At 69.4% G+C, this 24,954-nt stretch carries 16 protein-coding genes; 12 read left to right on the top strand and 4 right to left on the bottom strand.

Annotation, left to right across the window (positions count from 1 at the left end):
* Positions 1-86 precede the first annotated feature (86 nt).
* The 6 genes from AB0G79_RS09835 to AB0G79_RS09810 all read left to right on the top strand — a co-directional run bounded on the left by AB0G79_RS09835 (position 87) and on the right by AB0G79_RS09810 (position 12,574).
* Complete coding sequence (locus AB0G79_RS09835; RefSeq protein WP_360802955.1) at positions 87-8,825, top strand: DNRLRE domain-containing protein; 8,739 nt, start codon at positions 87-89, stop codon at positions 8,823-8,825.
* Positions 8,826-8,847: 22 nt separating this feature from the next.
* The gene (locus AB0G79_RS09830; protein WP_360802952.1) at positions 8,848-9,495 is read left to right on the top strand and encodes a hypothetical protein; all 648 of its coding nucleotides are present in this window, start codon (positions 8,848-8,850) and stop codon (positions 9,493-9,495) included.
* A 627-nt stretch (positions 9,496-10,122) separates the two neighbouring features.
* A complete protein-coding gene (locus tag AB0G79_RS09825) occupies positions 10,123-10,539 on the top strand; it encodes a hypothetical protein (RefSeq protein ID WP_360802949.1) in 417 nt (138 codons plus the stop codon).
* A 79-nt stretch (positions 10,540-10,618) separates the two neighbouring features.
* A complete protein-coding gene (locus AB0G79_RS09820; protein ID WP_360802946.1) occupies positions 10,619-11,173 on the top strand; it encodes an RNA polymerase sigma factor in 555 nt (184 codons plus the stop codon).
* Positions 11,170-11,931 carry a hypothetical protein gene (locus AB0G79_RS09815; RefSeq protein WP_360802943.1) on the top strand — a complete coding sequence of 254 codons (762 nt, stop codon included), beginning with the start codon at positions 11,170-11,172 and terminating at the stop codon, positions 11,929-11,931. The genes AB0G79_RS09820 and AB0G79_RS09815 overlap by 4 nt, the downstream gene beginning before the upstream one ends.
* Positions 11,932-12,025: 94 nt before the next feature.
* The gene (locus AB0G79_RS09810; protein WP_360802940.1) at positions 12,026-12,574 is read left to right on the top strand and encodes a TIGR00730 family Rossman fold protein; all 549 of its coding nucleotides are present in this window, start codon (positions 12,026-12,028) and stop codon (positions 12,572-12,574) included.
* A gap of 29 nt (positions 12,575-12,603) precedes the next feature.
* Here AB0G79_RS09810 and AB0G79_RS09805 read toward each other — a convergent pair whose 3' ends face one another.
* On the bottom strand, positions 12,604-13,338 hold the full coding sequence (locus AB0G79_RS09805; RefSeq protein ID WP_360803098.1) for an SDR family oxidoreductase: 735 nt from the start codon (positions 13,336-13,338) through the stop codon (positions 12,604-12,606).
* A 146-nt stretch (positions 13,339-13,484) separates the two neighbouring features.
* The gene (locus tag AB0G79_RS09800; protein ID WP_360802937.1) at positions 13,485-15,542 is read right to left on the bottom strand and encodes a phosphocholine-specific phospholipase C; all 2,058 of its coding nucleotides are present in this window, start codon (positions 15,540-15,542) and stop codon (positions 13,485-13,487) included.
* A gap of 226 nt (positions 15,543-15,768) precedes the next feature.
* Between AB0G79_RS09800 and AB0G79_RS09795 the strand changes: the two genes are divergently transcribed.
* Both AB0G79_RS09795 and AB0G79_RS09790 read left to right on the top strand, forming a co-directional pair.
* Positions 15,769-16,569 carry a shikimate dehydrogenase gene (locus AB0G79_RS09795; RefSeq protein ID WP_360802934.1) on the top strand — a complete coding sequence of 267 codons (801 nt, stop codon included), beginning with the start codon at positions 15,769-15,771 and terminating at the stop codon, positions 16,567-16,569.
* A gap of 79 nt (positions 16,570-16,648) precedes the next feature.
* Positions 16,649-18,040 carry a class II 3-deoxy-7-phosphoheptulonate synthase gene (locus AB0G79_RS09790; RefSeq protein WP_360802931.1) on the top strand — a complete coding sequence of 464 codons (1,392 nt, stop codon included), beginning with the start codon at positions 16,649-16,651 and terminating at the stop codon, positions 18,038-18,040.
* Between the two features lie 133 nt (positions 18,041-18,173).
* Here the strand turns inward: AB0G79_RS09790 and AB0G79_RS09785 are convergent, their stop codons facing one another.
* Positions 18,174-19,421: an acyltransferase gene (locus AB0G79_RS09785; RefSeq protein ID WP_360802928.1), complete on the bottom strand. Its 1,248-nt coding sequence runs from the start codon at positions 19,419-19,421 to the stop codon at positions 18,174-18,176.
* Between the two features lie 263 nt (positions 19,422-19,684).
* On the opposite strand from AB0G79_RS09785, the gene AB0G79_RS09780 reads away from it, so the two are divergent.
* The 4 genes from AB0G79_RS09780 to AB0G79_RS09765 all read left to right on the top strand — a co-directional run bounded on the left by AB0G79_RS09780 (position 19,685) and on the right by AB0G79_RS09765 (position 23,648).
* A complete protein-coding gene (locus tag AB0G79_RS09780) occupies positions 19,685-21,193 on the top strand; it encodes an FAD-binding protein (RefSeq protein WP_360802925.1) in 1,509 nt (502 codons plus the stop codon).
* A gap of 40 nt (positions 21,194-21,233) precedes the next feature.
* Entirely contained in the window at positions 21,234-22,496 is a 1,263-nt protein-coding gene (locus AB0G79_RS09775; RefSeq protein WP_360802922.1) for a cytochrome P450, read from the top strand.
* Positions 22,497-22,500: 4 nt separating this feature from the next.
* Positions 22,501-22,722: a ferredoxin gene (locus AB0G79_RS09770; protein WP_360802920.1), complete on the top strand. Its 222-nt coding sequence runs from the start codon at positions 22,501-22,503 to the stop codon at positions 22,720-22,722.
* 125 nt (positions 22,723-22,847) lie between these two features.
* Complete coding sequence (locus tag AB0G79_RS09765; protein WP_360802917.1) at positions 22,848-23,648, top strand: DUF2306 domain-containing protein; 801 nt, start codon at positions 22,848-22,850, stop codon at positions 23,646-23,648.
* Positions 23,649-23,755: 107 nt separating this feature from the next.
* Here the strand turns inward: AB0G79_RS09765 and AB0G79_RS09760 are convergent, their stop codons facing one another.
* The gene (locus AB0G79_RS09760) at positions 23,756-24,856 is read right to left on the bottom strand and encodes a Gfo/Idh/MocA family oxidoreductase (RefSeq protein WP_360802915.1); all 1,101 of its coding nucleotides are present in this window, start codon (positions 24,854-24,856) and stop codon (positions 23,756-23,758) included.
* Positions 24,857-24,954: the final 98 nt, after the last annotated feature.

The following is a 24,954-nucleotide window of genomic DNA, read 5'->3' as shown; positions in this document are numbered from 1 at the left end:
ATCTCGCACTGTTCCAAGCCGGGCGGGTGTATCCGCTCCGGCTCGTTCGGCATGCCCCTTTCGCGTCAAGCGGCACGGGTGTGCCGATGACGAGAGGTTTCGTGGTGAAATTCCCACACAGGAGAGTGCTCTCCTGTCTGGTCGTATCGGCGGTGGCGGGCACACTCCTGCCGCAGATCGCCTATGCGGCCCCACCGTCGTCGTCCACGGACGACGGCCCCGGTGTCTTCGACACGATCGCCGGCTGGTTCTCGGACGACGGTGACGATGACGGTGACCGTGAAGAACCGGCACCCCCGCCCGCCGGTGGGGCACTGGAGATACCCAGCCGGGAGAAGCTGCCCAAGGGCGAGAAGCTTCCGAAGGCGAAGCGGGTCAAGGAGCTGACGGGCAAGCGCACCTCACAGGCGCGCTTCTGGCAGCTGTCGGACGGCCGCGTCGAGGCCGAGCTGACGGCGGTGCCGACCTCGTACAGGTCCGGCGCCTCCTGGAAGCCGGTCGACACCACCGTGCGTGCCACCCGGGACAAGGGCTTCGACTTCGCCAACACGGCCAACACCGGCAAGAGCTGGTTCGGTTCGGAAGCCGGCGGGTTCATGCGGTTCGAGGCGGAGACCGGCGGCGCGATCACGCTCGGGCTGTCCGGCGCCGGCCCGCTCAAGCCGGAGGCGAAGGGCGACCGCGTCGTCTACAAGGACGCCGTCGCCGGGGCGGACCTGTCGTACCGGGTCGGCAACGGCCAGGTGAAGGAGGACATCGTCCTGGCCGAACGCCCGGCCGGTCCGGTGTCGTTCACCTTCACCCTGGACACCGAGGGCGGTCTGACGCCGAGGGCGCGCAAGGACGGCTCGATCGCCTTCTTCGGCGAGGCTCCGGGCACCCCGGTCATGGTGATCCCGGCCCCGTACATGACGGACGCCAGGAAGGACCCGCAGTCGGTCACCGGTGGCACGTACAGCACGGCCGTCACCCAGAAGCTGACCCGGGACGCCGACGGCCGGGGCTGGAAGCTGACCCTCACGCCGGATGCCGCGTGGCTCGCCGCGAAGGAGCGCCAGTACCCGGTCGTCATCGACCCGACGATCACGATCACCCCCATCGCCTCGGACTCCGAGGACACGATGGTCCTCTCCGACCAGCCGACGGCCAACTTCAACAACACCTGGAAGCTGTCGGTCGGCAAGACGGACACCGGCATCGCGCGCTCGCTGATCAAGTTCCCGCTGAGTGAGGTTCCGGCGGGAGTGAAGGTCGACGCGGCCCGCCTCAGCCTGTACTACGACCAGTCGCACACCACCAACGGCAACGCGGTCGCCCTGGAGGCGCACCGCGCCACCGGTGCGTGGACCGAGGCGGGCGCGACGCCCGCGAACTGGTCCAACACCAGCGCGCTCGTGGGCGAACTGTCCGGCACCACCGTGCAGCTGGACGACGGTGACGCCGGTACGGCCGCCGTCGGCGAGTGGCCGCGGGGTACGACCACGGGCGGCGCGGCGACCAACGACGACTACGCCTTCAACAAGAACGCGCTCACGGGCGAGTCGTACACCTGGCAGCCGAGGGTCCCGGAGACCGACACCTACCGGGTGGACGCGCACTACCCGGCGGCGGCGGACGCGGCCACGGCCGCCCCGTACACGGTCACCCACAACGGCGGCACCAGGAACTACACGGTCAACCAGACCGGCACCGGTGGCGTCTGGAAGACCCTGGACGCGACGGAGCTGAGCTTCGCCAAGGGCAACGCCGGAAAGATCACCCTCGGTGACACGGGCTCGGGCACGACCCGCGCGCTGGCCGACTCGGTGAGGCTGGTGAACCCCGCCGAGATCACCAAGGCCGCCTGGGACTACAACAAGTGGCACGACTTCCCGGTCGCCGACACGGTCCAGAAGTGGGTCTCCGGCACGGCCGTCAACCACGGCTTCGTGCTCAAGGCCAAGGACGAGTCGGGCACCGCGCCGCCGGGCGGCCCGCGGTACGAGGCGGCCGACGGCAACGCCTACGGCGGCGAGACCTCCACCTACCCGCGCCTGACCGTGACCTACGGGGCGGTCGGCACCTCGCTGAACTCGCCGACCGTGGTCCACTCCACCGGCCCGGAGCTCTCCTGGGCGGCGTACGCCAACGGCAGCGGTGACACCGGCCTGGACATCGTGGAGTACCAGCTGCACCGCTCCACGCAGCAGGCCTTCACCCCGTCCGCCGCGACGCTGATCGCCCCGATCCCGACGGGCACCACCGCCTACACGGACACCACGGCGGTACCGACCCCGGACTCCTCCTCCAGCGAGATCGGGAAGTCGTACTACTACCAGCTCGCGGTCAAGACCAAGAACGGGCAGCTCCTCGGCTCGCCGACCCGCATCGTCGGCATCCCCAAGGCCGGCCGGACGATGAGGATCATCCAGGCGGGCCAGGTCGACACCACGCTCTCCTCCCAGCAGCCGACCGTGAACCACGACGGCCTGGTCTCCGGGAAGGCGCAGAGCTGGCTGAGCGTCGGCAACAACTCCGGCACGTACGGCAAGACCCGCGCGGTCCTGAAGTTCCCCACGACGTCCATCCCCACCACCGCCACGGTGCTGGAGAACAAGATGTACATGTGGGGGGCGGAGACCACCAGCACCACCAACGGCGCGATCTACGAACTCCACTCCCTGACAAGGGACTTCACCGAGACCCAGGCCACCTGGAACAACGCGAACTCGACCACCCCGTGGACCACGGCGGGCGGTGACTTCTCCGCCACGGTCTCCGACACCGTCCCGCAGATCACCGACGAGGTCGGCCGCCACTGGTGGGACGCCACCGGACTCATGCAGTCCTGGGTCAAGACCCCCACCAACAACAAGGGCGTCCTGGTCAAGCTGAAGGACGAGACCGGCACCGGTCCGCAGGAGCGCACCCTCTTCCTGTCCGCCGAGGCACCGGACCCGCAGCTGCGCCCGTACATGCAGGTCATCTACGTCGACGCGACCACCGAGGACACGTACTACGCGCCGACGACCCCGGCCCGGATGACCCCGAACTCGCAGTACACGGTCGAGTTCACGGTCACCAACACCACTGCCACGGCGTGGGCGGCCGGCGAGCGCGAGCTGTCCTACACCTGGAAGCTCCCCGACGGCACGGACGTGACGACCGGCGGCAACCAGCTCAAGACCGAGATCCCGGCCCTGCTGCCGGGCAAGTCCGCCACGATCCAGGCGAAGGTCGCCACCCCGATCAACTCGGACTCCGGCAACAAGCGCAACGAGTACGTGCTCGGCTGGGACGTCCGCAAGATCGCCGACGGCACCTGGCTCTCCGCCGGCACCGGTGGCATCCCGTCGCTGAAGCAGAACGTCGCGGTCGAGGACCCCACCTCCAACAGCCTCGGCCTGGAGAACTTCTACAGCTACACGGGCAAGAACACCGGTGCCGGCTCCACGGTGATGAACAACCTGGCCTCCGGCAACAGCGTCTGGCAGTACAACGCCTTCACCAACCCCGGGCGGGGCCTGAACACATTCGCCCGATTCGCCTACAACTCGCAGGACACCTCCGACACGGTCGCCGGTCACGGCTGGTCGATGCAGGCCGCGGGACCGATCCGGCTCGGCGCCCCCCTCGACTTCCAGCCCAACCCGAATCCGACGGAGATCCGTCTCCCGGACGGCGACGGCACCACGCACGTCTTCCGCAAGCAGGCGGACGGCACGTGGAAGGCCCCGGCAGGCGTCCACTACAAGGTCACCATGAAGGCGGGCCTCGACTGCAAGCCCACCAAAGACCCGGTCCCCGACGCCTGGACGCTCACGCGCCCGGACGGCACCCGCTTCTTGTTCGGCTGCGACGGCTACCTGACCTCGACGGTGGACAAGAACGGCAACACCCAGACGTTCACGTACGAGGAGCGCAAGTCCAACAACAAGCCGACCAAGTTCCTGACCTACATCACGGACCCGGCCGGCCGGCAGACGCTCACCGTCGACTACTTCAAGAAGGGCGACGCGTCCTACGAGTACATCGACGGTTCCGGTGCGAAGGTCACCGGCTCGAATCTGAACAACTCCAAGATCTACGACCACGTGAAGTCCATGAAGGACGTATCGGGCCGCACGATCACCTTCCACTACACCGACAAGGGGCTGCTCGGCCGGATCACCGATGGTGCCGGCTCCGCCCAGCCCAAGGTCTTCTCGTTCACCTACGACGCCACGCAGGGGAACAAGAACGTCAAGCTGGTAAAGGCGGCCGACCCACGCGGCAACGCCACGAACCTGGCCTACTACGCACCGCAGGCCGGCGACGATCCGAAGTACCACTGGTGGACCAAGACGATCACCGACCGCCTTGGCGGGAACACCGGCTTCGTGTACGCCGCGAACGCGTCGAACGTGAAGTTCACCGATACCAAGGTGACCGACGCGGAGTCACGCGTGACCACGGATGTGGCCGACGATTTCGGTCGCCCCGTGCAGACGACCAATGCCAAGTCCCAGACCACCAAGATGAGCTGGGACGCGGACAACAACGTCACGTATCTGGAGGAGGACAACGGGGCGAAGACGGCGTACTGCTACGACTCGAAGACCGGCTACCCGCTGTGGGAGCGCGACGCCGAGAACAACAAGGCAGGTGTCCCGCCTCCCTCCGACTGCGCTCCGGGCATGTATCCGGCGAACTCGGTCCAGTACGGCTATCAGAACCGGTTGGACGGCTACTCGGCGGACCTGGTCACCAAGACCTCCCCTGAAGGCCGCAAGTGGCAGTTCGCCTATGACTCCTTCGGCAACCTGAGGGGCGTCACCGATCCCAAGGGCGTCGCGACGGCCACGGTGGGCGACTACACGGTCTCGTACGAGTACGACGCCTACGGTCAGCTCACCAAGGTGGCGGACGCCAACGGCAACCCGACGACGAACTCCGATTTCGGTCCGACGGGCTACCCGGCGCGCATCACTGATGCGCTGGGCAAGACCACCTTGTTCGCCTACGACGAGCGGGGGAAGGTCACCGACGTCACGGATGCCTTGGGAGTGAGGACCACCCAGACGTACGACGCCTTCGGCCGCACCCTCGCGCACACAGCGCCCAAGAATCAGGCGGCCGGTGAAATGATCACCACGCCGGCACCTGAGTACGACGCCAACGACAACGTCATCAAGGCGATCGGACCCAACGGCGCGGTCTCCGCCGCCGTCTACGACGCCGGGGACCAGGTCATCTCGGCCACCGCTCCCAGGTATACCGCCACCTCGGACGAGCGCAAGTCGGTCTACACGTACGACAAGGTCGGCAACCTCAAGGCGACGACCGAGCCGAAGGGCACTCTGACCACGTCGGATGCCACGGACCACGTCACCACGAACTACTACGACGAGATCTACCAGCTCACCGCGGTGGTCAACGCGGCCGGCGACAAGATCAGTTACGAGTACGACAACGTTGGAAACGTGGTGAAGACGCTCGCACCGAAGAAGAACGCGACGACGGACACCACCGACTACACCAACCGGACGGCCTACGACCTGAACCATCGGGTCACGACCGTGACCGATGCCCTGGGCAAGTCCTCGTCGCGAAAATACGACAAGGACTCCCTGGTCATCGAATCGACCGACACGGGAAGCAACACGACGTTCACGAGTTACGACGAGCGCGGGATGCAGAAGGAGGTCAAGGTGCCCTATGAGGGCACGACCTTCCGCACCACGCGATTCGAGTACGACGAGGTCGGCAACACGACCAAGGTCATCACTCCGCGAGGCACGGAGACCACCTCCGTGGCGGACGACTTCACTCAGCGCACCGAGTACGACGCGCTGAACCGGCCCTTCAAGCAGTTCCTGCCCTATGCCCCAGGAGACAGCCGCTACAACGATCCCAACGTCTACACCCAGAACTCGTTCGACGAGGTGGGCCGGCTGACGAAGACCTCGTTGCCGCCGTCGGCGGGCCAGACCGTCCGCAACGACACGGTCTACGAGTACTTCGACAACGGCTGGGTCAAGCAGTCGACGGACCCGTGGTCGATCTCCACCAGTTATGACTACACCGAGCTCGGCCAGCAGAAGGCCCGTACGCTCACGTCCGCCGGCGGTTCCTCGAACCGCACCATGACGTGGTCGTACTACCCCGACGGCAAGCTGAAGTCGAAGTCGGACGACGGTGTCCCGGTCGGCAGGTCCGAGGTCGTGGTCGACAACTCCGACGCCCAGAACTCCTCCTCCACGGGCACCTGGCTCAAGGGGGACGTGGCGGGTCAGCACGGTTATGACCACCACACGCACGCGGCCGGCGCAGGAACCGACGCCTTCACGTGGATACTGAACATCCCCAAGGACGGCAGCTACACCGCGTATGTGAAGTACCCGAAGGTGACGGGGGCGGCGGTGGCCGCGAAGTACACCCTTTCGCAGGGAAGCACGATCCACCCGTCCGTGATCAAGGACCAGAACGTGAATGACAGCGTCTGGGTGTCCTTGGGGTCGTACGACCTCAAACAGGGCAACGACGCCAGGCTCAAGCTGGAGCAGAACAGCGGTGGCGTCGTCATCGCCGACGGTGTGAAGCTCGTGCGTGACACCACGGCTGAGACGGACTCGGAAAAGAGGTCCTTCGCCTACGCCTATGACGTCAACGGCAACCTGACGTCGATCGATGACACCTCCTCTGGCTCGAAGATCGACGCCTACACGATCTCCTACACAGGCCTCAACCAGGCCGCGAAGATCACGGAGGCACTGGCCGGCCAGGAGAAGAAGGCCACGTCGTACACCTACGACGCCAACGGCCAGATCCTCGCGGTGAGTCATCCCGACCAGTACAGCGCTTACACCTACGACCCGCGCGAACTGGTGGAGACCGTTTCCGTCGGCGACAGCGCGAGTGACGCCAACCCGAAGGTGAGCAGCTACACGTACACCGACCTCGGGCAGAAGCTGAAGGAGACCAAGGCCAACAAGAACACCGTTGAGTACGCGTACTACCTCAGCGGAGCCATGAGGTCGACGGCGGAGAAGAAGCCGAACGGCACCCTCGTCTCCTCGCACACCTTCGCCTACGACGCCAACGGCAACAGGACGCAGGACGTCTCCAGGAAGATGAACGCGGACGACCACGCCGCGTATCTGGATTCGACCACCACCTACACCTATGATCCGGTCGACCGGCTTGCCGGGTCCGTCAAGACGGGCAACGGCGCGTCGAGCGACACGTACGTTCACGACGACAACTCGAACGTCATCAGCCAGACGGTCAAGAACAAGTTCACGACGTTCACGTATGACCGCAATCGACTGCAGTCCTCTTCGGTGTCGGGAACCGGATTCTCGTACAACTACGACCCGTTCGGGCGCCAGGAGTCAGTTACCTCCGGCGGCAAGGTGGTCGAGCGAACGGCGTACGACGGTTTTGATCACGTCGCCGAATCCCAGAAGCTGGATGAGTCCGGCTCGATGACGTCGACCACGTACACGTACGACCCGCTGGACCGTACGGCTTCCAAGACGGTCGGCGGCAAGAGCACCGACTACACGTACCTCGGTCTCTCCGGGGAGGTGCTCGACGAGGAGGTAGCCGGTCAGGTCACCAAGTCGTATCAGTACAGCCCGTGGGGTGAGCGGCTGTCGCAGGTCAGTCACCGGACCGACGGGTCCCGTGAGGACGCCTTCTACACCTACAACGGCCGTACGGACGTGGAGGCTGTGACCACCAGTACCGGTGAGACCAAGGCCACGTACGGCTACACCGCGTACGGCAGCGACGACGAGGCCGATTTCACCGGCATCGACAAGCCGAGCAGTGCCGATCCGACCAAGGAGGCGTACAACCCCTACCGCTACAACGCCAAGCGCTGGGATGCCCAGTCCGGCACCTACGACATGGGTTTTCGGGATTACAACCCGGGGCTGAACCGCTTCACCACGCGGGACATGTACAACGGTGCCCTGGGCGACATGGGGCTGGGAAGCGATCCCTTCACCGGAAATCGCTACGCGTTCACCGGAGGGAATCCCACCAGCTTCATCGAACTCGACGGCCACATCTTCGGCATCGACGACATCTGGGACTCCGTCCGGCAGATGGTCAAGGACGCCAAGAAAGCCAGGAAGACGCTCGGAATCGCCCACCCCAACGACCGGACCACCAGGCACAATCAGGCACAGGCGGTGGCCTCCGGTGAAATCAAGAAGCAGGCGGCCGCCCTCGGTGTGACGGACTTCGAGGTGATCCAGGGCCCGAAGCTCGACAATGCCAGCAAGAAGTGCCGGGCCAACCCGTCTGCCTACTGTCCCAACCCCGGATACATCGACATCCTCGGCCACGACAAGCGTACCGACACCTATTTCGTCTGGGAGGTGAAGTCGGCGAGCGAGGCAGCCAAGGCGGTGCCGGAGGCGCAGTGGTACGTGGACCGGCTGAAGGCGAACGGCGAGAAGGCCGTACTGGGGTGGACCATCGGCGGTCCGTACGAAGTCCCCGCTTCGGGCGACCAGGTCGTCGGCCCTGCCGAGGGGGCCGTCATCTACGGCAAGCCGAGCAACAAGAAGTTCAACAAGGTCCTGTCCTCCAGCCCCGCGGCCGCCACCCAGGGACAGTCCGCGGAGCCCACTCCGCAGCCGAGCGCGGGGCCGGGCCCAGGTGCCTACCCCGGAATCGCCTACCAGCCCGGTCTCGGGCACATTCCTCAGCCGGAGGGTGGAGTGAACCACTGGCCGCTGCTGGTTCCGGTCGCGCTGGTCGCTCTCCCCGTGGTGGCCGCGGCCGGTACGACGGCCTCGGGCACCGCGATTACCGTGGGTGTCACCGCAGCCATGTTCGAGCTGGCGGCATGATGGCCGAGGTGAAAGGAGAGCAATGATTTCGCAGAATGCCTGGCGCCGGCGCCATCTCGTACCTGTCGCCAAAGAAGCGGGGCTCGTCCCGGACGGCAGCGTGTTCAGGATGCTGGGGGAGCACGGCGACTGCGCGGTACTCGAGCTGCAGGCGCATCCGATGGACCCGGAACGCCAGAGCTTCTTCGTCCGGGTGTCCGTCGTTCCGTTGACAGAACGTGCTTGGACCCAGCGCCAGCACTGGGAGCAGGCCAAGGATCACCTTCCCACGTCGGGATCCGGGATGCTGAGGTGGGAAGTGACGCCACCCGCGGCCGTCTCCTTCGATCCGGAAGGTGATGGGTCGGTCGGTGCCCTGTGGGCGTACGGGGCAGGCATCGAACCGGATGAGTGCGCGCAGCAGTTGATCGGCGTGCTGCGCGAGCACACGTTTCCGGCCATGCGGCGATTCCTGGACCGTGATGCGCTGGCGGCGGAGATGCGAGAGCGTACCGCGCAGCTACGGCATCGCCGCCCGCCCGGTTGGGCGGCCGTACTCCTCCAGGTCGACAGGGTGCCGCCAGCGGCCCTGGAACCCCTGCTGGAAGAGGTGGAGGCCGACTATCCGCTCGCGGATGAGTTCGTCGCCTGGGCGCGGGAGTACTCGGCACGGCACTGGGCTGCGGCCTGACGGCTGCTCTCGCGTCAGGGTCGTCACCCCGTTCGGTGGGAGCGGTGTGACCGCCCCACCGTCCGGCCGGACTCGCCGCCGGGCGCCGACAGGTGCCCGGCGGCGAGGTCTCCACAAGTCCGGACCACGCTCACGGTGCGGCGTTGATCACCACGTGAGCCCGTGATGATCCGGTACCCGGTTCTTTCGTGGTTGCTCGGTAGTGGCTGTTCTCGTATTCGACGGGTCAGCCCGGTCTTGAACAGGCCGGTCGTGCTCTCCATCAGGGCGTTGTCGTAGGCGTCGCCGACCGATCCGATCGAGGCGGCGATGCCGGCGGTGAGATCCTCGACCTTTTCCTGACGTCCGTGGCCGAGACGTGAAGTACGGGGTGGGTGTCCTGTCGTCAGGGCACCCGCCCCTCCGCGTTTCGTGCCGGAGACCGCACGGCGGGCCCGATCCCTGGGGGATGTGGCGGTGATCACAGCGTGGAGCCGTGATGATCCCCGCGCCCGTTCCGCTGGATTCCGCGAGGGCCGCGGAGGAGCAGTGGCCCAGGAGGACCACGGAGGACCGGTCGCCGGCCGGTTCGCGTACGAAGGGCGGGAAACGATGGACCGTGTCGGCCGGACGCTGCGAGCCTCCGAGATGAGTGGGTACGCCGCCGAGTTCGTCTCCCGCGCGACGGCGAGAGCACGCTTGCCGCTGGACTACTCGGTGGCCAGCCTGCGCATCGTGGACCGGGTGGTGGACGGGCTGCGGCGGACGACCGACGACCCTGCCGCCGTCAGACAGGCCCTCCAGGGCCTCGGCGCTTACGCCGGTGAGGTGTTCGTGTGCCGGTACGGCGCGCGCTGGGTTGACTTCGACGAGGAGACCTGCGGGCTCTTCCGGCAGCCGGTCGGTGTGCGCAGCACGGACGGGCGGGCGTGGAACCCGTTGGGCAAGGTGGTGAACCGCTTCGAGTCGGGCGTCGCGGAGTCCGTGCACGAGCTTTCCTTCCTCTTCCCGGGGCGAGTTCGGACCTCCCCGCTCTCGGGGTGCGCCGGCGGGCGCGTAAGGTAGCGGGCCGGGAAGGGGGCGACGGCGCCGGTCGGTTGCCGCGTTCCCGGACGACATCACGAAGGAAGATCGACTGGCACCGATGAAGGCTCACGATGTTGTGCTGGGGCGTGCTGTCGAGCGAGCCCAAGCCGGCGACGAGGCGGCCTTCGCGGAGGCGTACCAGCTCGTGCACCCGGGACTCCTCGGATATCTGCGGGGGATGGTCGGGCAGGACGCCGAGGACGTTGCTTCCGACGCCTGGCTGGAGATAGCGCGGGACCTCGGACGGTTCCGCGGTGACGGCGCGGGCTTTCGCGGCTGGACCGCGACCATCGCTCGCCACAGGGCGCTCGACCACCTCCGGCGCGTGCGGTCCCGCCCGCTCCACGACCTGTTCGACAGGGACGTGCTGGATCTGCCCGCGCGGCAGGACACCGCGGGTGAGGCCATGGAGACGCTGGCCACCGGGCGGGTGTTAAGGCTGGTCGCAGGCCTCTCCCGGGAGCAGGCCGAGGCCGTGCTGCTGAGGGTGGTGGTCGGACTCGACGGGCCGACCGCGGCACGGGTACTGGGCAAGCGGCCCGGTGCGGTACGGTCCGCTGCGCATCGCGGACTGAGGCGACTGGCGATCCAGCTACGGGGAGGTGACAGGTGAAGCGGGGCCGTGCAACGGGCGACAACCACGAAAGCGACGCTGCGGCGGAGGCGTTGCGGGCGGCGCTGCGCCCGAACGAGCCCCTGGGCGAGGACGGGGCGCGACAGGCGGTCGCCGCGTTCCGCGCCGCTCGCGACGCGGGCATGCACTCCGGTCCGGGCGCGCCGCGGACGCGTCCCCGTGACGACTGGCGGCCGGTCGAGGATCGGAGCATGGGGCGTTGGTCGAAGGCGGTGCTGGTCGCGCTGGTCTCCGGCATGACGCTGGGCGGCGCGGCGATAGCCACGGACGAACTGCCGACTCCTCTGACCGATCTGCTGGAGGACCGTCCTGAGCCGGGTGCCGGCCCGCTCCCGTCGGCATCGCCCGAGGGGGCTGCCGCGTCCACGTCCCCTGAGGAGGGCACCGCGTCCGTGCCGCCCTCGGAGCCGACTCCGTCCGCGGTACCGGTACGGGAGACCTCCGTGCCCGGGCCGACGGAACCGGAGCGAGTGCCGCCCGGTGCCGCGGTCAGCCACGAGGCCCTGTGCCGTGCGCACGAGCAGAGGACGGGGCGTGCGGGTGAAGCCCCGGACGCGACCGCTCTGCGGCGTCTGGTCGAGGCGGCGGGCGGGAAGGAGGCCGTGTCGGCCTATTGCGAGAAGTTCACAGGCGGGTCCAAGGACCGCGACAAGACCTTCCCTGCGGCGGGGGACGACGGACAGGACCGCGGCTGGAATCGTTCCGAGGGCAGGAACGACCCCGCGGATCGCCGCTAGGGCGTGTGTCGATCGGGCCGGATCAGGCGTCTGGTGCGGTGAGTGGGTTGGCGGTCGGATCGCGGGGCTTCTCGCGTCAGTCAAGGGGTGGTTGATGGACGTCTGTGTCTTCCTGTCGTCGGTGGATCTCGACGAGCGGTTCTCCGGGCCCGCCGAGGCGCTCGGGCGGCTGCTCGGGGAGCGGGGGCACACGCTCGTCTGGGGTGGGTGCGATGCCGGGCTCATGCGGGTCGTCGCCGACGGGGCCGCCGCCGGCGGTGGGCGGATGGTCGGGGTGTCCGTCGAGTTCCTCGCCCACAGGACGCGGTGGTCGGCCGACGAGGTCGTCATGGCCGGGGACCTCGCCGAGCGCAAGGCGGTCATGCTGGAGCGGTCCGACGCCGTCGTCGTCCTCGCCGGCGGGCTGGGCACGCTCGACGAGGCCGCGGAGGTCCTCGAGCTCAAGAAGCACGGCAGGTGGGCGAAGCCCGTCGTCTTCGTCAACTCCGCCGGTTTCTACGACGGGTTGGAGACTCAGCTGCGGAGGATGGACGCCGAGGGGTTCCTGCCGGTGCCGCTCGATCGGCTCGCCTGGTTCGCGGACGGTGTCGTCGAGGCCGTCGACCGGCTCGAGTCGGCGGAACCCGCCGTGCTGGTGAGGTGAGTTCCGCCGGCCCGTCATCGGCGGGTCGTTCAGATGGCGCTGGAGCCGCCGTCGACCGGGATCGCCCCGCCGGTCACGAAGGACGCCTGGTCGCTGAGCAGCCAGGCGGCGGCCCGCGCGACCTCGACGGGGGCGGCGAGCCTCGGCTGTACGGCCCTGGCGACGCACGCCGCCTCCAGTTCGGGCGCGGCCTCGAAGGCCTGCTCGAGGAGTTCGGTCCGGGTCGCGCCCACCATCAGGGCGTTGACCCGGATGTCGTGCGCGCCGTACTCGGCGGCCGCCGCCCGGGTCAGGCCGAGGACGGCGTGCTTGGCGGCGACGTACGGGGCGATGGCGCCGGTCGCGAACGACCCGGCGTTGCTGGAGGTGTTGACGACGGAGCCACCCCTGCCGCTCTCGATCATGACGGGCAGCTGCGCCTTGAGGCAGTTCCACACGCCGCGCACGTTCACGTCCATGGCCTGGTCGTAGACGGCGTCGTCGGTCAGGTGCAGCAGGGTGCCCATGGTGCCCCAGCCGGCGTTGTTGAAGGCCCCGTCCAGGGTGCCGAAGGCGGTGACCGCCCGGTCGACGATCCGGTCCACGTCGGCCCGGACGGTCACGTCGCCGGCGACGGCCTCGGCCCGCCCGCCCTCGGCGCGGATCTCGGCCGCCAGCTTCTCCAGGGCCTCGGCCCGCCGGGCCGTGACGACGACTGCGGCGCCCTCGGCGGCGAAGAGCCGCGCGGCGGCGGCGCCGATGCCGCTCGACGCCCCCGTGATCATGATCGTGCGCCCGGCCAGGATCCCCGCGTCGTTCGCCATGTCGTTGCCTCCCCGATTCGGATGTAGGACGGGGAAAACCTTGTCACCTGTTCGGGGGTGGCGCCATCGGCTTCGGCCGCTGCCGGGCCGACGGCGCCCCCGTCGCGTCAGTACGTCAGGATCGCCGGGTCGCTGACGCCCGTCGCGCCGGTCTCCACGTGGCCGGCGAGGCGGCGGAGGAAGTCGGTGTTCGACGGGGTGGTGACCGTGACGTCGTACCAGCGGGAGGCGCCGGACGGGGTGACGGAGTGGGTGACCGTCGCACCCTTCGGGACGGAGACGTTCGCGGTGCCGCCGCCGTAGGCGTTGGTCACGGTGAGCTGGACGGCGGCCGCCGTCGCGTTGGTGAAGGTGAGGTCCAGGGCACCGGTGGTGGCGTTGTGGCGGGCGGTGAGCTCCGGGACCGCGGTCTTGCCGGGGGAGCGGAAGCGGCGGAGGAAGCCGTTGGGGCCGTGGACCGTGAGGTCGGTGACGCCCTTCGAGTACTTGGTGTTCCAGGTGTCGGCGATCGACTTCCCTGCCTCGGCCGTGTACGTCCAGGGGGCGTCGGTGCGGTTGGCCGAGGTCACGTAGAACTGGGCGCCCGCGGTCGGGCCGCCGGAGAAGGCCAGCCGGTAGGTGCCCGCCGTGGTGTCGGCGGTGCCGTCGACGTACGGCGCGTACTTCAGCGGGCGGGTGGGGCGGGAGCCGGGCTCCTGGCGCGGCATCGTGCCGACGGCCGGGGCGGTGGCGAGGAAGTCCGGGTGGCGGTTCCTGTCCGGCGGGTAGTAGCCGGCGGTCGGCGGCAGCGGGGCGGTCTGGGTGTTCGTGCGCGTGAAGTCGAAGGCCGAGGTCAGGTCGCCGCAGACGGCCCGGCGCCAGGGGGAGATCTGCGGCTCCTGCACGCCGAAGCGCTTCTCCATGAACCGGATGACCGAGGTGTGGTCGAAGGTCTCGGAGCAGGCGTAGCCGCCGGTGGACCAGGGGGAGACCACGATCATCGGGACGCGCGGGCCGAGGCCGTACGGTCCGGCGGTGTAGCCGACCTTCCCGGGGAAGTGGTCGAGCGTGGTCGGGACGGTCGACAGGCCCTGGGAGGCGGAGCCGGGGACGTACGGCGGGACGACGTGGTCGAAGAAGCCGTCGTTCTCGTCGTACGTGATGAACAGGGCCGTACGGGCCCACACGTCCGGGTTCGAGGTGAGCGCGTCCAGGACCTGCGCGATGTACCAGGCGCCGAAGTTGGAGGGCCAGTTGGCGTGCTCGGAGAAGGCCTCGGGGGCGGCGATCCAGGAGACCTGCGGGAGGCGGCCGGCCTGGACGTCGGCGCGGAGGATGTCGAAGTACCCCTCCCCGGCCTTGGCGTTGGTGCCGGTGCGGGCCTTCTCGTACAGCGGGTTGCCGGGCTGGGCGTTCCGGTAGCTGTTGAAGTAGAGGAGCGAGTTGTCGCCGTAGTTGCCGCGGAAGGCGTCGTTGATCCAGCCCCAGGAGCCGCCGGCGTTCAGGCCGTCGCCGATGTCCTGGTACACCTTCCAGGAGATCCCGGCCGCCTCCAGGCGCTCGGGGTAGGTCTTCCAGCCGTAGCCCGCCTCGGCGTTGTTGAGGACGGGGCCGCCGCCCGTGCCGTCGTTGCCGGTGTGGCCCGACCAGAGGTAGTAGCGGTTCGGGTCGGTCGAGCCGATGAACGAGCAGTGGTAGGCGTCGCAGACGGTGAACGCGTCGGCGAGGGCGTAGTGGAAGGGGATGTCCTCGCGGTTGAGGTACGCCATCGTGGCCTTGGTCTTGGCCGGGATCCAGTTGTCGTACCTGCCCTTGTTGAAGGCGCTCTGGCCGCCCGCCCAGTCGTGGTTGAGGCCCTGGAGGTACTCCATGCCGAGCTTGTCGCTGGTGGGGCGGAAGGGCAGGGTGACCTGGCCGCCGGACGACTGGTTCCAGACCGACTTGCCGCTGGGCAGGGTCACGGGGCGGGGGTCGCCGAAGCCGCGGACGCCCTTCATGGCACCGAAGTAGTGGTCGAAGGAACGGTTCTCCTGCATGAGGACGACGATGTGCTCGACGTCCTGGATCGTGCCGGTCGAGCCCTGCGCGGGTATCGAGGCGGCGCGGGCGATGCTCTCCGAGAGGAGGGTGAACGCGGCGGCGCCGCCGGTCAGCTGGAGGAACCGGCGGCGGTTGAGGTCGGCCATGGGGGGATTCGTCCTTCGAGGGTAGGCGTCGTACGGACCGTGCGGGTGCGGGTGCGGGTGCGGGTGTGCACGTGCCGGTGCGGGTCGGGCCCAGGACAGCAAAGGTGAACAACTGTTCAGCGGCCGTCCCATGACTGCCCGCCGTACGCCGAACGAACCCCACGTGCCACAGAAGGGGGTCAGTAGGGGATGACGGACCCCGGCGGAGCTCCCTACCGTCCCTGCTGTGAACACCGCACCGGAGGGCCCCCAGATCACCGGCACCACCCGGCTGTTCGCCGTCCTCGGCGACCCCGTGGCGCAGGTCCAGGCACCCGCCATGCTCAACCCGCTCTTCGCCCGGCTCGGCACCGACGCCGTCCTCGTCCCCGTCCACGCGACCCCCGAGCGGCTCGCCGACGTCGTCCGCGGACTCCAGGCGATCGGGAACCTCGACGGGCTCCTCGTCACCGTCCCGCACAAGACGGCCCTCCTCTCCTTCGCCGACGTCGTCAGCCCGGCCGCCCTCCTCGGCGGCTCCACCAACGCGCTCCGCAGGACCGGTGACGGCCGCTGGGAGGCCGCCAACTTCGACGGCGAGGGCTTCGTCCGCGGCCTGCGCGCCGCCGGACACGACCCGGCGGGACGGCACGTCAGCCTCGCGGGCGCGGGCGGCGCGGGCTGCTCCATCGCGGTCGCCCTGCTCGACGCGGGCGCGGAGCTCACCGTCTGGGACCGGGACGCCGACCGCGTCCGCACCCTCGTCGACCGGCTCGCCGCGCGGTGGCCGGGCCGCGTCACCGGCGCCGGCGCGCCCGTACCGGCCGACATCGCGGTCAACGCGACCCCCATGGGCCTGCGGCCCGACGACCCGCTGCCCTTCGACCCGGCGGAGCTGGACGCGGGCACCGTCGTCGCCGACATCGTCATGAAGCCGCGCCGCACCGCCCTGCTCGCCGCCGCCGAGGAACGGGGGCTCCCGGTGCAGTACGGAGCGCCGATGCTCGCCGAACAACTGGCCCTGTACAAGGACTTCTTCCGGCTCTGAGCGACGGTAGGGGGGACAGTGGGGGGACGGTTACCGGGGGATGGCCTCCCCTCGGTGATCTCTTCCTACTCTCCCTTCCATGCCCGCACTCATAGAGACCGCCGCCCGTCCCGGCGCTCCGGCCCGGCAGCTTCCGCCGGCGCTGGAGGAACGGGTCGCCGAAGCCCTCGACCGCCCGGCCGCCCAGCAGCCCACCTACCCGGACCCCGAGGCCGTCGCCGCCGCCCGCGCCGGCCTGGAGCGCCTGCCCTCCCTCGTCCTGCCCGGCGAGGTCGACCGCCTGCACCACCGTCTCGCCGAGGTCGCCAACGGCCAGGCGTTCCTGCTGCACGGCGGCGACTGCGCCGAGACCTTCGACGGCAACACCGAGGCCCACGTCGGCGCCAACCTGCGCACCCTGCTCCAGATGGCCGTCGTCCTCACCTACGGCGCGAGCCTGCCCGTGGTGAAGGTCGGCCGGATCGCCGGACAGTACGCCAAGCCGCGCTCGAAGGACACCGACGAGCTCGGCCTGCCCGTCTACCGCGGCGACATCATCAACGCCGTCACCCCCGCCCCGGGCGCCCGGGTCGCCGACCCGCAGCGCATGGTCCAGGCGTACGCGCACTCCAGCGCCGCCCTCAACCACGTCCGCGCGGTCGTCGACTCCGGCATGGCCGACCTCGGCCGCGTCCAGGGCTGGAACCTCGACTTCGTCCGCGACTCGCCCGCCGGCGAGCGGTACCGCGCCCTCGCCTCCGAGATCGACGCCGGACTCCGCTTCATGTCCGCGTGCAAGGCCGACCACAGCTCCCTGCACACCACCGAGATCTACGCCAGCCACGAGGCGCTGCTGCTCGACTACGAGCGCGGCCTGCTCCGCACCGGCACCGGCGCGGACGGCGAGGAGAAGCTGTACGGCCTCTCCGGCCACTTCCTGTGGATCGGCGAGCGCACCCGGCAGCTCGACGGCGCCCACGTGGCCCTCGCCCAGCTGCTCGCCAACCCCATCGGCCTCAAGATCGGTCCGACGACCACGCCCGAGCAGGCCGCCGAGTACGTCGAGCTGCTCGACCCGGAGAACACGCCTGGCCGGCTCACGCTGATCAGCCGGATGGGCGCCGGGAAGGTCCGCGAGGTGCTCCCGGCGATCGTGGAGAAGGTCACCGCCACCGGCCACAAGGTGATCTGGCAGTGCGACCCGATGCACGGCAACACCCGTGAGACGCCCAGCGGTTACAAGTCCCGCCACTTCGACGACATCCTCGACGAGGTCAAGGGCTTCTTCCAGGTCCACCGCGAGCTCGGCACCCACCCCGGCGGCCTGCACATCGAGCTCACCGGCGACGACGTGACCGAGTGCCTCGGCGGCGCCCGGCAGCTCGACGACGCCTCGCTCGTGGCCCGCTACGAGACCAACTGCGACCCCCGGCTCAACCCGGAGCAGTCGGTCGAACTCGCCTTCCTGGTCGCCGAGCTGATGCGCGGCTAGGCGGTCCGGACCCGGACGCCGAAAAGGCCGGTGGGCACGGCCGCTGCCGTGCCCACCGGACGGGGGGCCTCCCGGATCCGGACGGGGGAGGCCTGCCCGGGAGACGTTTCGGGGTGCTTCGGGAACGGGCGCCTCAGGAGCGGGCGACCGGCTCCGTCCCGGCGCGGTCGGCCGGGCGCTGACCGGGCACGGTGCCGAGGTCGCCGGCCGGCTCGTCGACGCGCTGAGCCGCCGCGTAGGCCTCGCGGTCCTTCTTGGAGCGGGCCCACAGGCGCATGGCAGGCATCTCGACGCAGGTGTAGAGCAGCCAGCCCGCGAGCAGCGTCGCCGCGAACATGCCGATCATGACCAGGACGGCGACCGGGGTGCTGAACTGGCCGTTGCCGAGCAGCGCCTGACGGCCCCAGAAGATCACGATGCCCTGGGCCAGGTAGAAGCCGAAGGAGACGTTGCCCAGCCAGACCATGACCTTGCCGTTGAGGCGGGTCCTGGCGCCGCGGACGTCGGCGGCCGCGAGGGAGGCGATGACCACGCTGAACGGGATCGCGGTCGTGGCGACGAAGTTGTACGGGGCCGGCACGTAGATGGAGGCCGCGTAGCCGATGGCCGTGAGCGCGATGACCGGGACGGGGCCGATCTTCGGCCACTTGCCGGCGAGCACGATCCGGGCGAGCAGCATGCCGAGCACGAACTCGAACATGCGGTTCGGCGGGAAGGTGTAGTTGAACCACATCTGCGAGGGCGACAGCGGGATCATCGGGTTGCTGGGCAGCGGGGTGATGAAGTACGTCGTCACGAGACCCACGCCGATGGTGCCGGCGACCATCGCGGCGGCCCAGTGGTAGAGCCGGTTCACCGGAATCTTGCGGACCAGCAGGAGCAGGGCCGGGAAGGTCAGGTAGAAGAGCATTTCCGCGCAGAGCGACCAGGACGGCGCGTTCACGCTCATCTGCACTTCGAGCTTGTTCACCCAGGAATTCGCCAGGAAGAAGCTGAGGAATCCGGTGGTCACCGAGGTGTAGGCGTAGGCGAAGAGGCCGAGCGCCAGACCCCAGGTCACGAGGTGGTTGGGGAAGACCTTGACGAACCGGCGCCGCCAGTACGCGGTGAGCTTCTCGCCGGGCTTCACCGACCAGGTGATGACGAAGCCGCTGAGCAGGAAGAAGAAGGAGACGCCGAGGAATCCGGCCGGCCCGAAGAACTTCAGGAGGCCGTTCGCGATGTCCTGGTCCGCGAAGGGGTTGACCGGTCCCGAGTGGTCCACCGGGCCGATCGGCTGGAGCGCGTGGATGAAGAACACCAGAAGGGCGGCGAAGAACCGGACACCCGTCAGCGAAGGCAGCGACGCGCGCTTTCTTCGTATCGCCGGGTCGGTATCCACGGTGGGCATGGTTGCGGACACGTCGTGTCTCCAATTCGGGACGGTGTGTGGTCGTGTGTGGCGGCACGACGACATTAGGTAAGGCGCGCCCCGGCGCACACCCGTAGCGCCCCCCTGTCCCCCCGATCCCGAGAAATAAGGGGGCGGCTAGGGGAATACGCGCCACAACGTCACTGAATACGGTCTACCTGCATTACTGCCTTGCTTCGGCATTACTGCTCGATTCGCTTTTTTTGACAGTACGTACTTTCTACGGAGGACTCATGCTCGACCGCAGGAACCTGCTCCGTGCCGGTGGCGCCCTCGCCGCGACGGCCGCCGCCGTCGGTACCGGGACCGCCGCCTACGCCGAGGGCGGCGGCAGCGCCGGCGCCACCGCCTCGGCCGACTGGGCCGGGCTCAGCACCCGCATCCAGGGCGACATCGTGCTCCCCGGCGACACCGCCTACGAGGCCGCCAAGCAGCTCACCATCGGCGAGTTCGACGCCATCACCCCGGCCGGTGTCGTGTACGCCGAGACCGCCGCCGACGTCAGCAACGTCGTCCGCTTCGCCCAGGACAGCGGCCTCACCCTGCGCACCCGCAGCGGTGGCCACAACTTCGCGGGCTGGTCCACCGGCAGCGGCATCCTCCTCGACGTCAGCCGCATCAAGCACATCACCGGCGGCGGCCAGCCCACCGTCCACGTCGGCCCCGGCGTCCAGAGCATCGAGGCCGTCACCGCCCTCAAGCAGTACAACCAGCAGTTCGTCACCGGCACCTGCCCCGACGTCTGCGTCGGCGGCTTCCTCTCCGGCGGCGGCATCGGCTACCAGAGCCGCGGCTTCGGCATCGGCTCCGACAGCGTCGTCTCCGCGAGGATCGTCCTCGCCGACGGCCGCGTCGTCCGCGCCTCCAAGGACTGCAACTCGGACCTGTTCTGGGCGATCCGCGGCTCCGGCGGCGGCAACTTCGGCGTCGTCGTCGACTTCGAGGTCAAGCCGATCTCGGCGCCCCGCATGCACTTCTACGAGCAGATCTGGAGCTGGGACCACGCCGACGCGTTCCTCGACGCCTGGCAGAAGTGGTACGTCACCACCCCGCGCAACAGCAACGCCCAGGTCATCGTGATCCAGCCGGACGCCGGCTCCGGCCAGCCGCCGATCATCCTCCAGCAGGGCGCCTACTACGGCACCAAGGCCCAGGCGGACGCCGGCCTCGCGGACCTCAACAGCCGCGTCGGCGCCACCCCGGCCACCAGCAAGGTCCTCGACCTGCCCTTCTCCGACGGCATGCAGTACGTGTACGGCCTCGGTGACGGCGCCCAGCACCCGCCGCGCACCCAGTGGCAGCGGATGCGCGCCCGCATGGTCTCCAAGCCGCTCGGCACCTCCGGCACCGCCGCCGCGCTGGCCGCCTTCGAGGGCACCCCGGTCGCCGGCCAGACCCGCTACCTCAGCTTCATGGGCCTCGGCGGCGCCGTCGCCGACAAGGCCGTCAGCGACACCCCGTTCATCCACCGCAACGCGCTCTTCCACGTCGGCTTCGGCGTCGCGCTGCACACCCCCACCCCGACCACGGAGGCCTCCTCCGCCGCCGTCGCCTGGGCCACCAACGGCTTCAACACGATCGACCCGCTGTCCACGGGCCACTCGTACATCAACTTCCCGGACACCTACCTGCCGAACTGGCAGGACGCCTACTACGGCTCCAACTACAGCCGCCTGGTCCAGGTCAAGAAGACCTACGACCCGTACCGCTTCTTCAACCACCCGCGCGCCATCGGCAACTGACACCCCGCCACCCCCCCACCACTCCAGAGAGGCACTTGCGATGACGGTCACCGAGAACGAGACCGGCGAGCTCCAGGCGGCCGCCACGCCCCCTCCGGGCTGCCCCATGCACGGCAAGATCCCGGCCTACCCCTTCGGGGAGCCGGTCGCCACCGACCTGCACCCGGCCTACGCCAAGGTGCGCGAGGAGGCGGCGCTCACCCGCGTCGACATGATCTACGGCGGCGAGGCGTGGCTCGCCACCCGCCACGCCGACGTCAAGACGGTCCTCGCCGACCCCCGGTTCAGCCGCGAGGCGACCGTCGGCAAGGACGTGCCCCGGGTCCGCAAGACCTTCGAAGAGCTGAACATCATCAGCATGGACGACCCGGAGCACGGCCGTCTGCGCAAGCTCGTCGCCAAGGCGTTCACCGTCCGCCGGGTGGAGCAGATCCGCCCGCGCGCCCAGGAGATCGCCGACGAGCTGCTCGACAAGATGCTGGCCGGCGGCAACACCGGTGACCTGGCCTCCCAGTACGCCTGGATGCTGCCGATCACCGTCATCTGCGAGATGCTCGACGTCCCGCTCGAGGACCACTACAAGTTCCGCGCCTGGATCGACACCTGGCTGACGCTCGGCGACGAGCACACGGTCGAGGAGATGAACGAGGCGCGGTTCGAGAAGCTCCCCGAGTACATGGCCGACCTCATCGCCAAGCGGCGCGCCGAGCCGGGCGACGACCTGCTGTCCGCCCTCGTCGCCGCCCGCGACGAGGAGGACAAGCTGAGCGAGGAGGAGCTGATCACCATGTCGATCGCGCTCCTCGCGACCGGCCACCACACCACGGCGAACCAGCTCGCCAACCACCTGTACATCCTCCTCGACCGCCGCGAGGAGTGGCAGCGCCTTGTCGACAGCCCCGAGCTGCTCAACAAGGCCATCGAGGAGCTGCTGCGCGTCACCCCGCTCAGCCCGTACTCGGAGAACACCCGCATCGCCACCGAGGACATCGAACTCGGCGGCCAGCTCGTGAAGGCCGGCGAGGCCGTCATGATCTTCCCGGCGGTCGGCAACCGCGACCCGCGGGTCTTCGAGAACCCCGAGGAGCTCGACCTCACCCGCGAGCACAACCCGCACATCGCGTTCGGCCACGGCATCCACCACTGCCTGGGCGCCCCGCTGGCCCGCCTGGAGCTCCAGGTCGCCATCGGCACCCTGCTCCGCCGGCTGCCCGAGCTCGAACTCGCGGTGCCCGCCGCCGAGGTCCCCTGGAAGACCGACAACGTGGTGCGCGGCGTCGCCGCCCTGCCCGTCCGGTGGTGACCCGGTGACCTGGCGCATCGAGGTCGACCAGCACGCCTGCATGGGTGCCGGTCTCTGCAACGGCAACCTGCCCGACCGCTTCCGCCTGGAGAACGGCAAGGCCGTTCCCGTCGAGGCCCTCGTCGAGCCGGACGAGGACGTGCTGGACGCGGCCGACTACTGCCCCTACCGGGCGATCAACATCACCGTCGAGGCCACCGGCGAATCCCTCGTCGCGCTCGACTGAGCCGTACGTCCCCACCGTACGGCCGGACGTCTCCCGGGCCGCCGCCGCACCGCCGCGCGCGGCGGCCCGGAAGTCCCCGCCCCGCCCCTCCCACACTCCCTGACCTTCAAGACAGGAGAACGGTCGTGACGATCACGACGACCGAGCCGGAGAGAAAGTCCGCCACCGGGCGGCCCTCCGGTTCCGGCTCTGGCACCGGTCCCGGCACCCCGTCCGTCAGCTGGTGGCGTCGCCCCTGGGTCGGCCCGCTCGCGACCGTGGCCGCGATATTCATCGTCTACGCGGTGCCGCCCTACCTCACCTTCGACCCGGCGACCTCCAAGATCCCGGCGAACCCGAACTACGCCTGGCACTACCCGGTGCTCGTGACCCACATCCTGTGCGGCACCATCGCCCTGGTGACCTGTTGCCTCCAGGTGTGGCCGGTGCTGCGCGACCGTCACCCGCAGGTCCACCGGGTCAGCGGCCGTCTCTACGTCTTCGCCGGTGTGGTGCCGTCCTCGATCGCCGGCGTCGCCTCCGCGATCGCCAGCCCCTCCGGCCTCATCATGCAGCTGGCGACCGTCACCTCGTCCACGCTGTGGGTCTTCACCGCCCTCATGGGCTTCCGGATGGCGCTCCAGGGCCGCATGGACGAGCACAAGCGCTGGATGGTGCGCAGCTTCGCCCTGACGATGTCGATCATCGTCAGCCGCGTCCTCGGCGTGATCTACGACTACACGCTGCTGCCGCCGCCGGTCACCACCGACATCCCGACCCTGATCGCCTGGGGTCAGGCCCGCGCCGGACTCGCGTCCTGGCCGGGCTGGATCATCCCGCTGCTCATCGCCGAGTGGTGGCTGATCGAGCGGGGCGCCACCGCCCGCCACAAGGCCCGCGAGGCCCGCCGCAAGGCCGCGCTCGCGAAGTCGTCCACGACGTCCTGATCCCCGTTCTCCGGCTGTCCGGCCGAGGGGAGCACACGACGGAGGCCGCCTCCAGAGTCTGGAGGCGGCCTCCGTCGTGCACGGAACCCGTCGGGCGGGAGGACGTGTCAGGCGAGCTTCTGCCGTTCGCCGGTCGCCGCCGAGCGCTTGATCGCGTCGAGCGTGCGGTGGGTGCGGACCGCCGTGGCGAACGACGGGTCGAAGGGCTCGCCGGTCCGGACGGCCCGCGCGAGGTCCCCGTACACCTGGTGCACGTTGCTCACGGCCGACATGACGCCGCCGAGCGCGGGGGCGTACCGGTGGGGAAGTTCGAGCGTCTCGACCGGGCCGCCGTTCGCCTCGGCGAGCGTGAGGATCCAGTTCGGTGCCACGAGCGAGTCGTCGGTGGAGCGGAGCACGAACCGGCCGGTCCGCCCGTGCACCTCGATGCGGAAGCCGTCGCCGCGCGGTCCGCCCGTCATGAAGTGGGCGGAGGCCGCGGCGCCCGACTCCAGGAGGCCCGCCACCACGATCTGGTCCGGCGAGGTCACCGCGAGGGGTTCGCCGGTCTCCTGGAGCGTGATGGTGCGGATCCGGGTCGTCAGGGTCGCGGACAGCTCGGTGAAGCCGCCGACGGCGGAGCCGAACATGTCGAGGGAGTGGCCGCCGATGACGGCCACGTGGTTGACGCCCTTGGTGTGGTCGAAGAGGTTCGCGTACCGCTGCGACCAGACCTCGGGGGAGGAGATCGAGTACGTCAGCGAGGCGGAGAGCACGTCGCCGACGACGCCCTCCGCGACGAGGTCGCGCAGGTACCGGACCATCGGGTGGTGCCGGGACTGGAGCCCGACCGCCGCCTGGACGCCGGCCGCCGCCGCGCTCGCGCGGAACCGCTCGGCGGTCTCCGCGTCCAGGGCGAGGGGCCACTCGCTGTACACGTGCTTGCCGGCCGCGATGGCGGCGTCCACCAGGCCGTCCCGCTGCGGGAGTTGTACGGCGATGGTGACGAGGTCCACCTCCGGGTGCTCCATCAGGGCGCGGGCGTCGTCGAAGGCGTGCCGGGCGCCCCACACGCCGGCGGCGGCACGGGCCGACTCCTGGCTGGTCCCGGCGACCGCGGTGATCTCGTAGTCGTCCTGGGAGGCCGCGAGGGCGGGGAGGTGGATGGCGCGTCCCCAGCCGCGTTCGGCGTGCGCCCCGACCACTCCCACTCGGATCCTGTCCGCCACGGTGAAACCCCTTGATCTTTCGTCGTTCTGGTCGAGTCTGCTGGTGAACGGACCGGAGCGCGACCGGGGTTCCTCACCGGTCGCGCTCCGGTCCGAGA

Origin of the sequence: Streptomyces sp. NPDC020807, assembly GCF_040641575.1 — a bacterium.
Lineage (GTDB): Bacteria > Actinomycetota > Actinomycetes > Streptomycetales > Streptomycetaceae > Streptomyces.
This window is presented reverse-complemented; position numbering and strand designations above follow the sequence as displayed.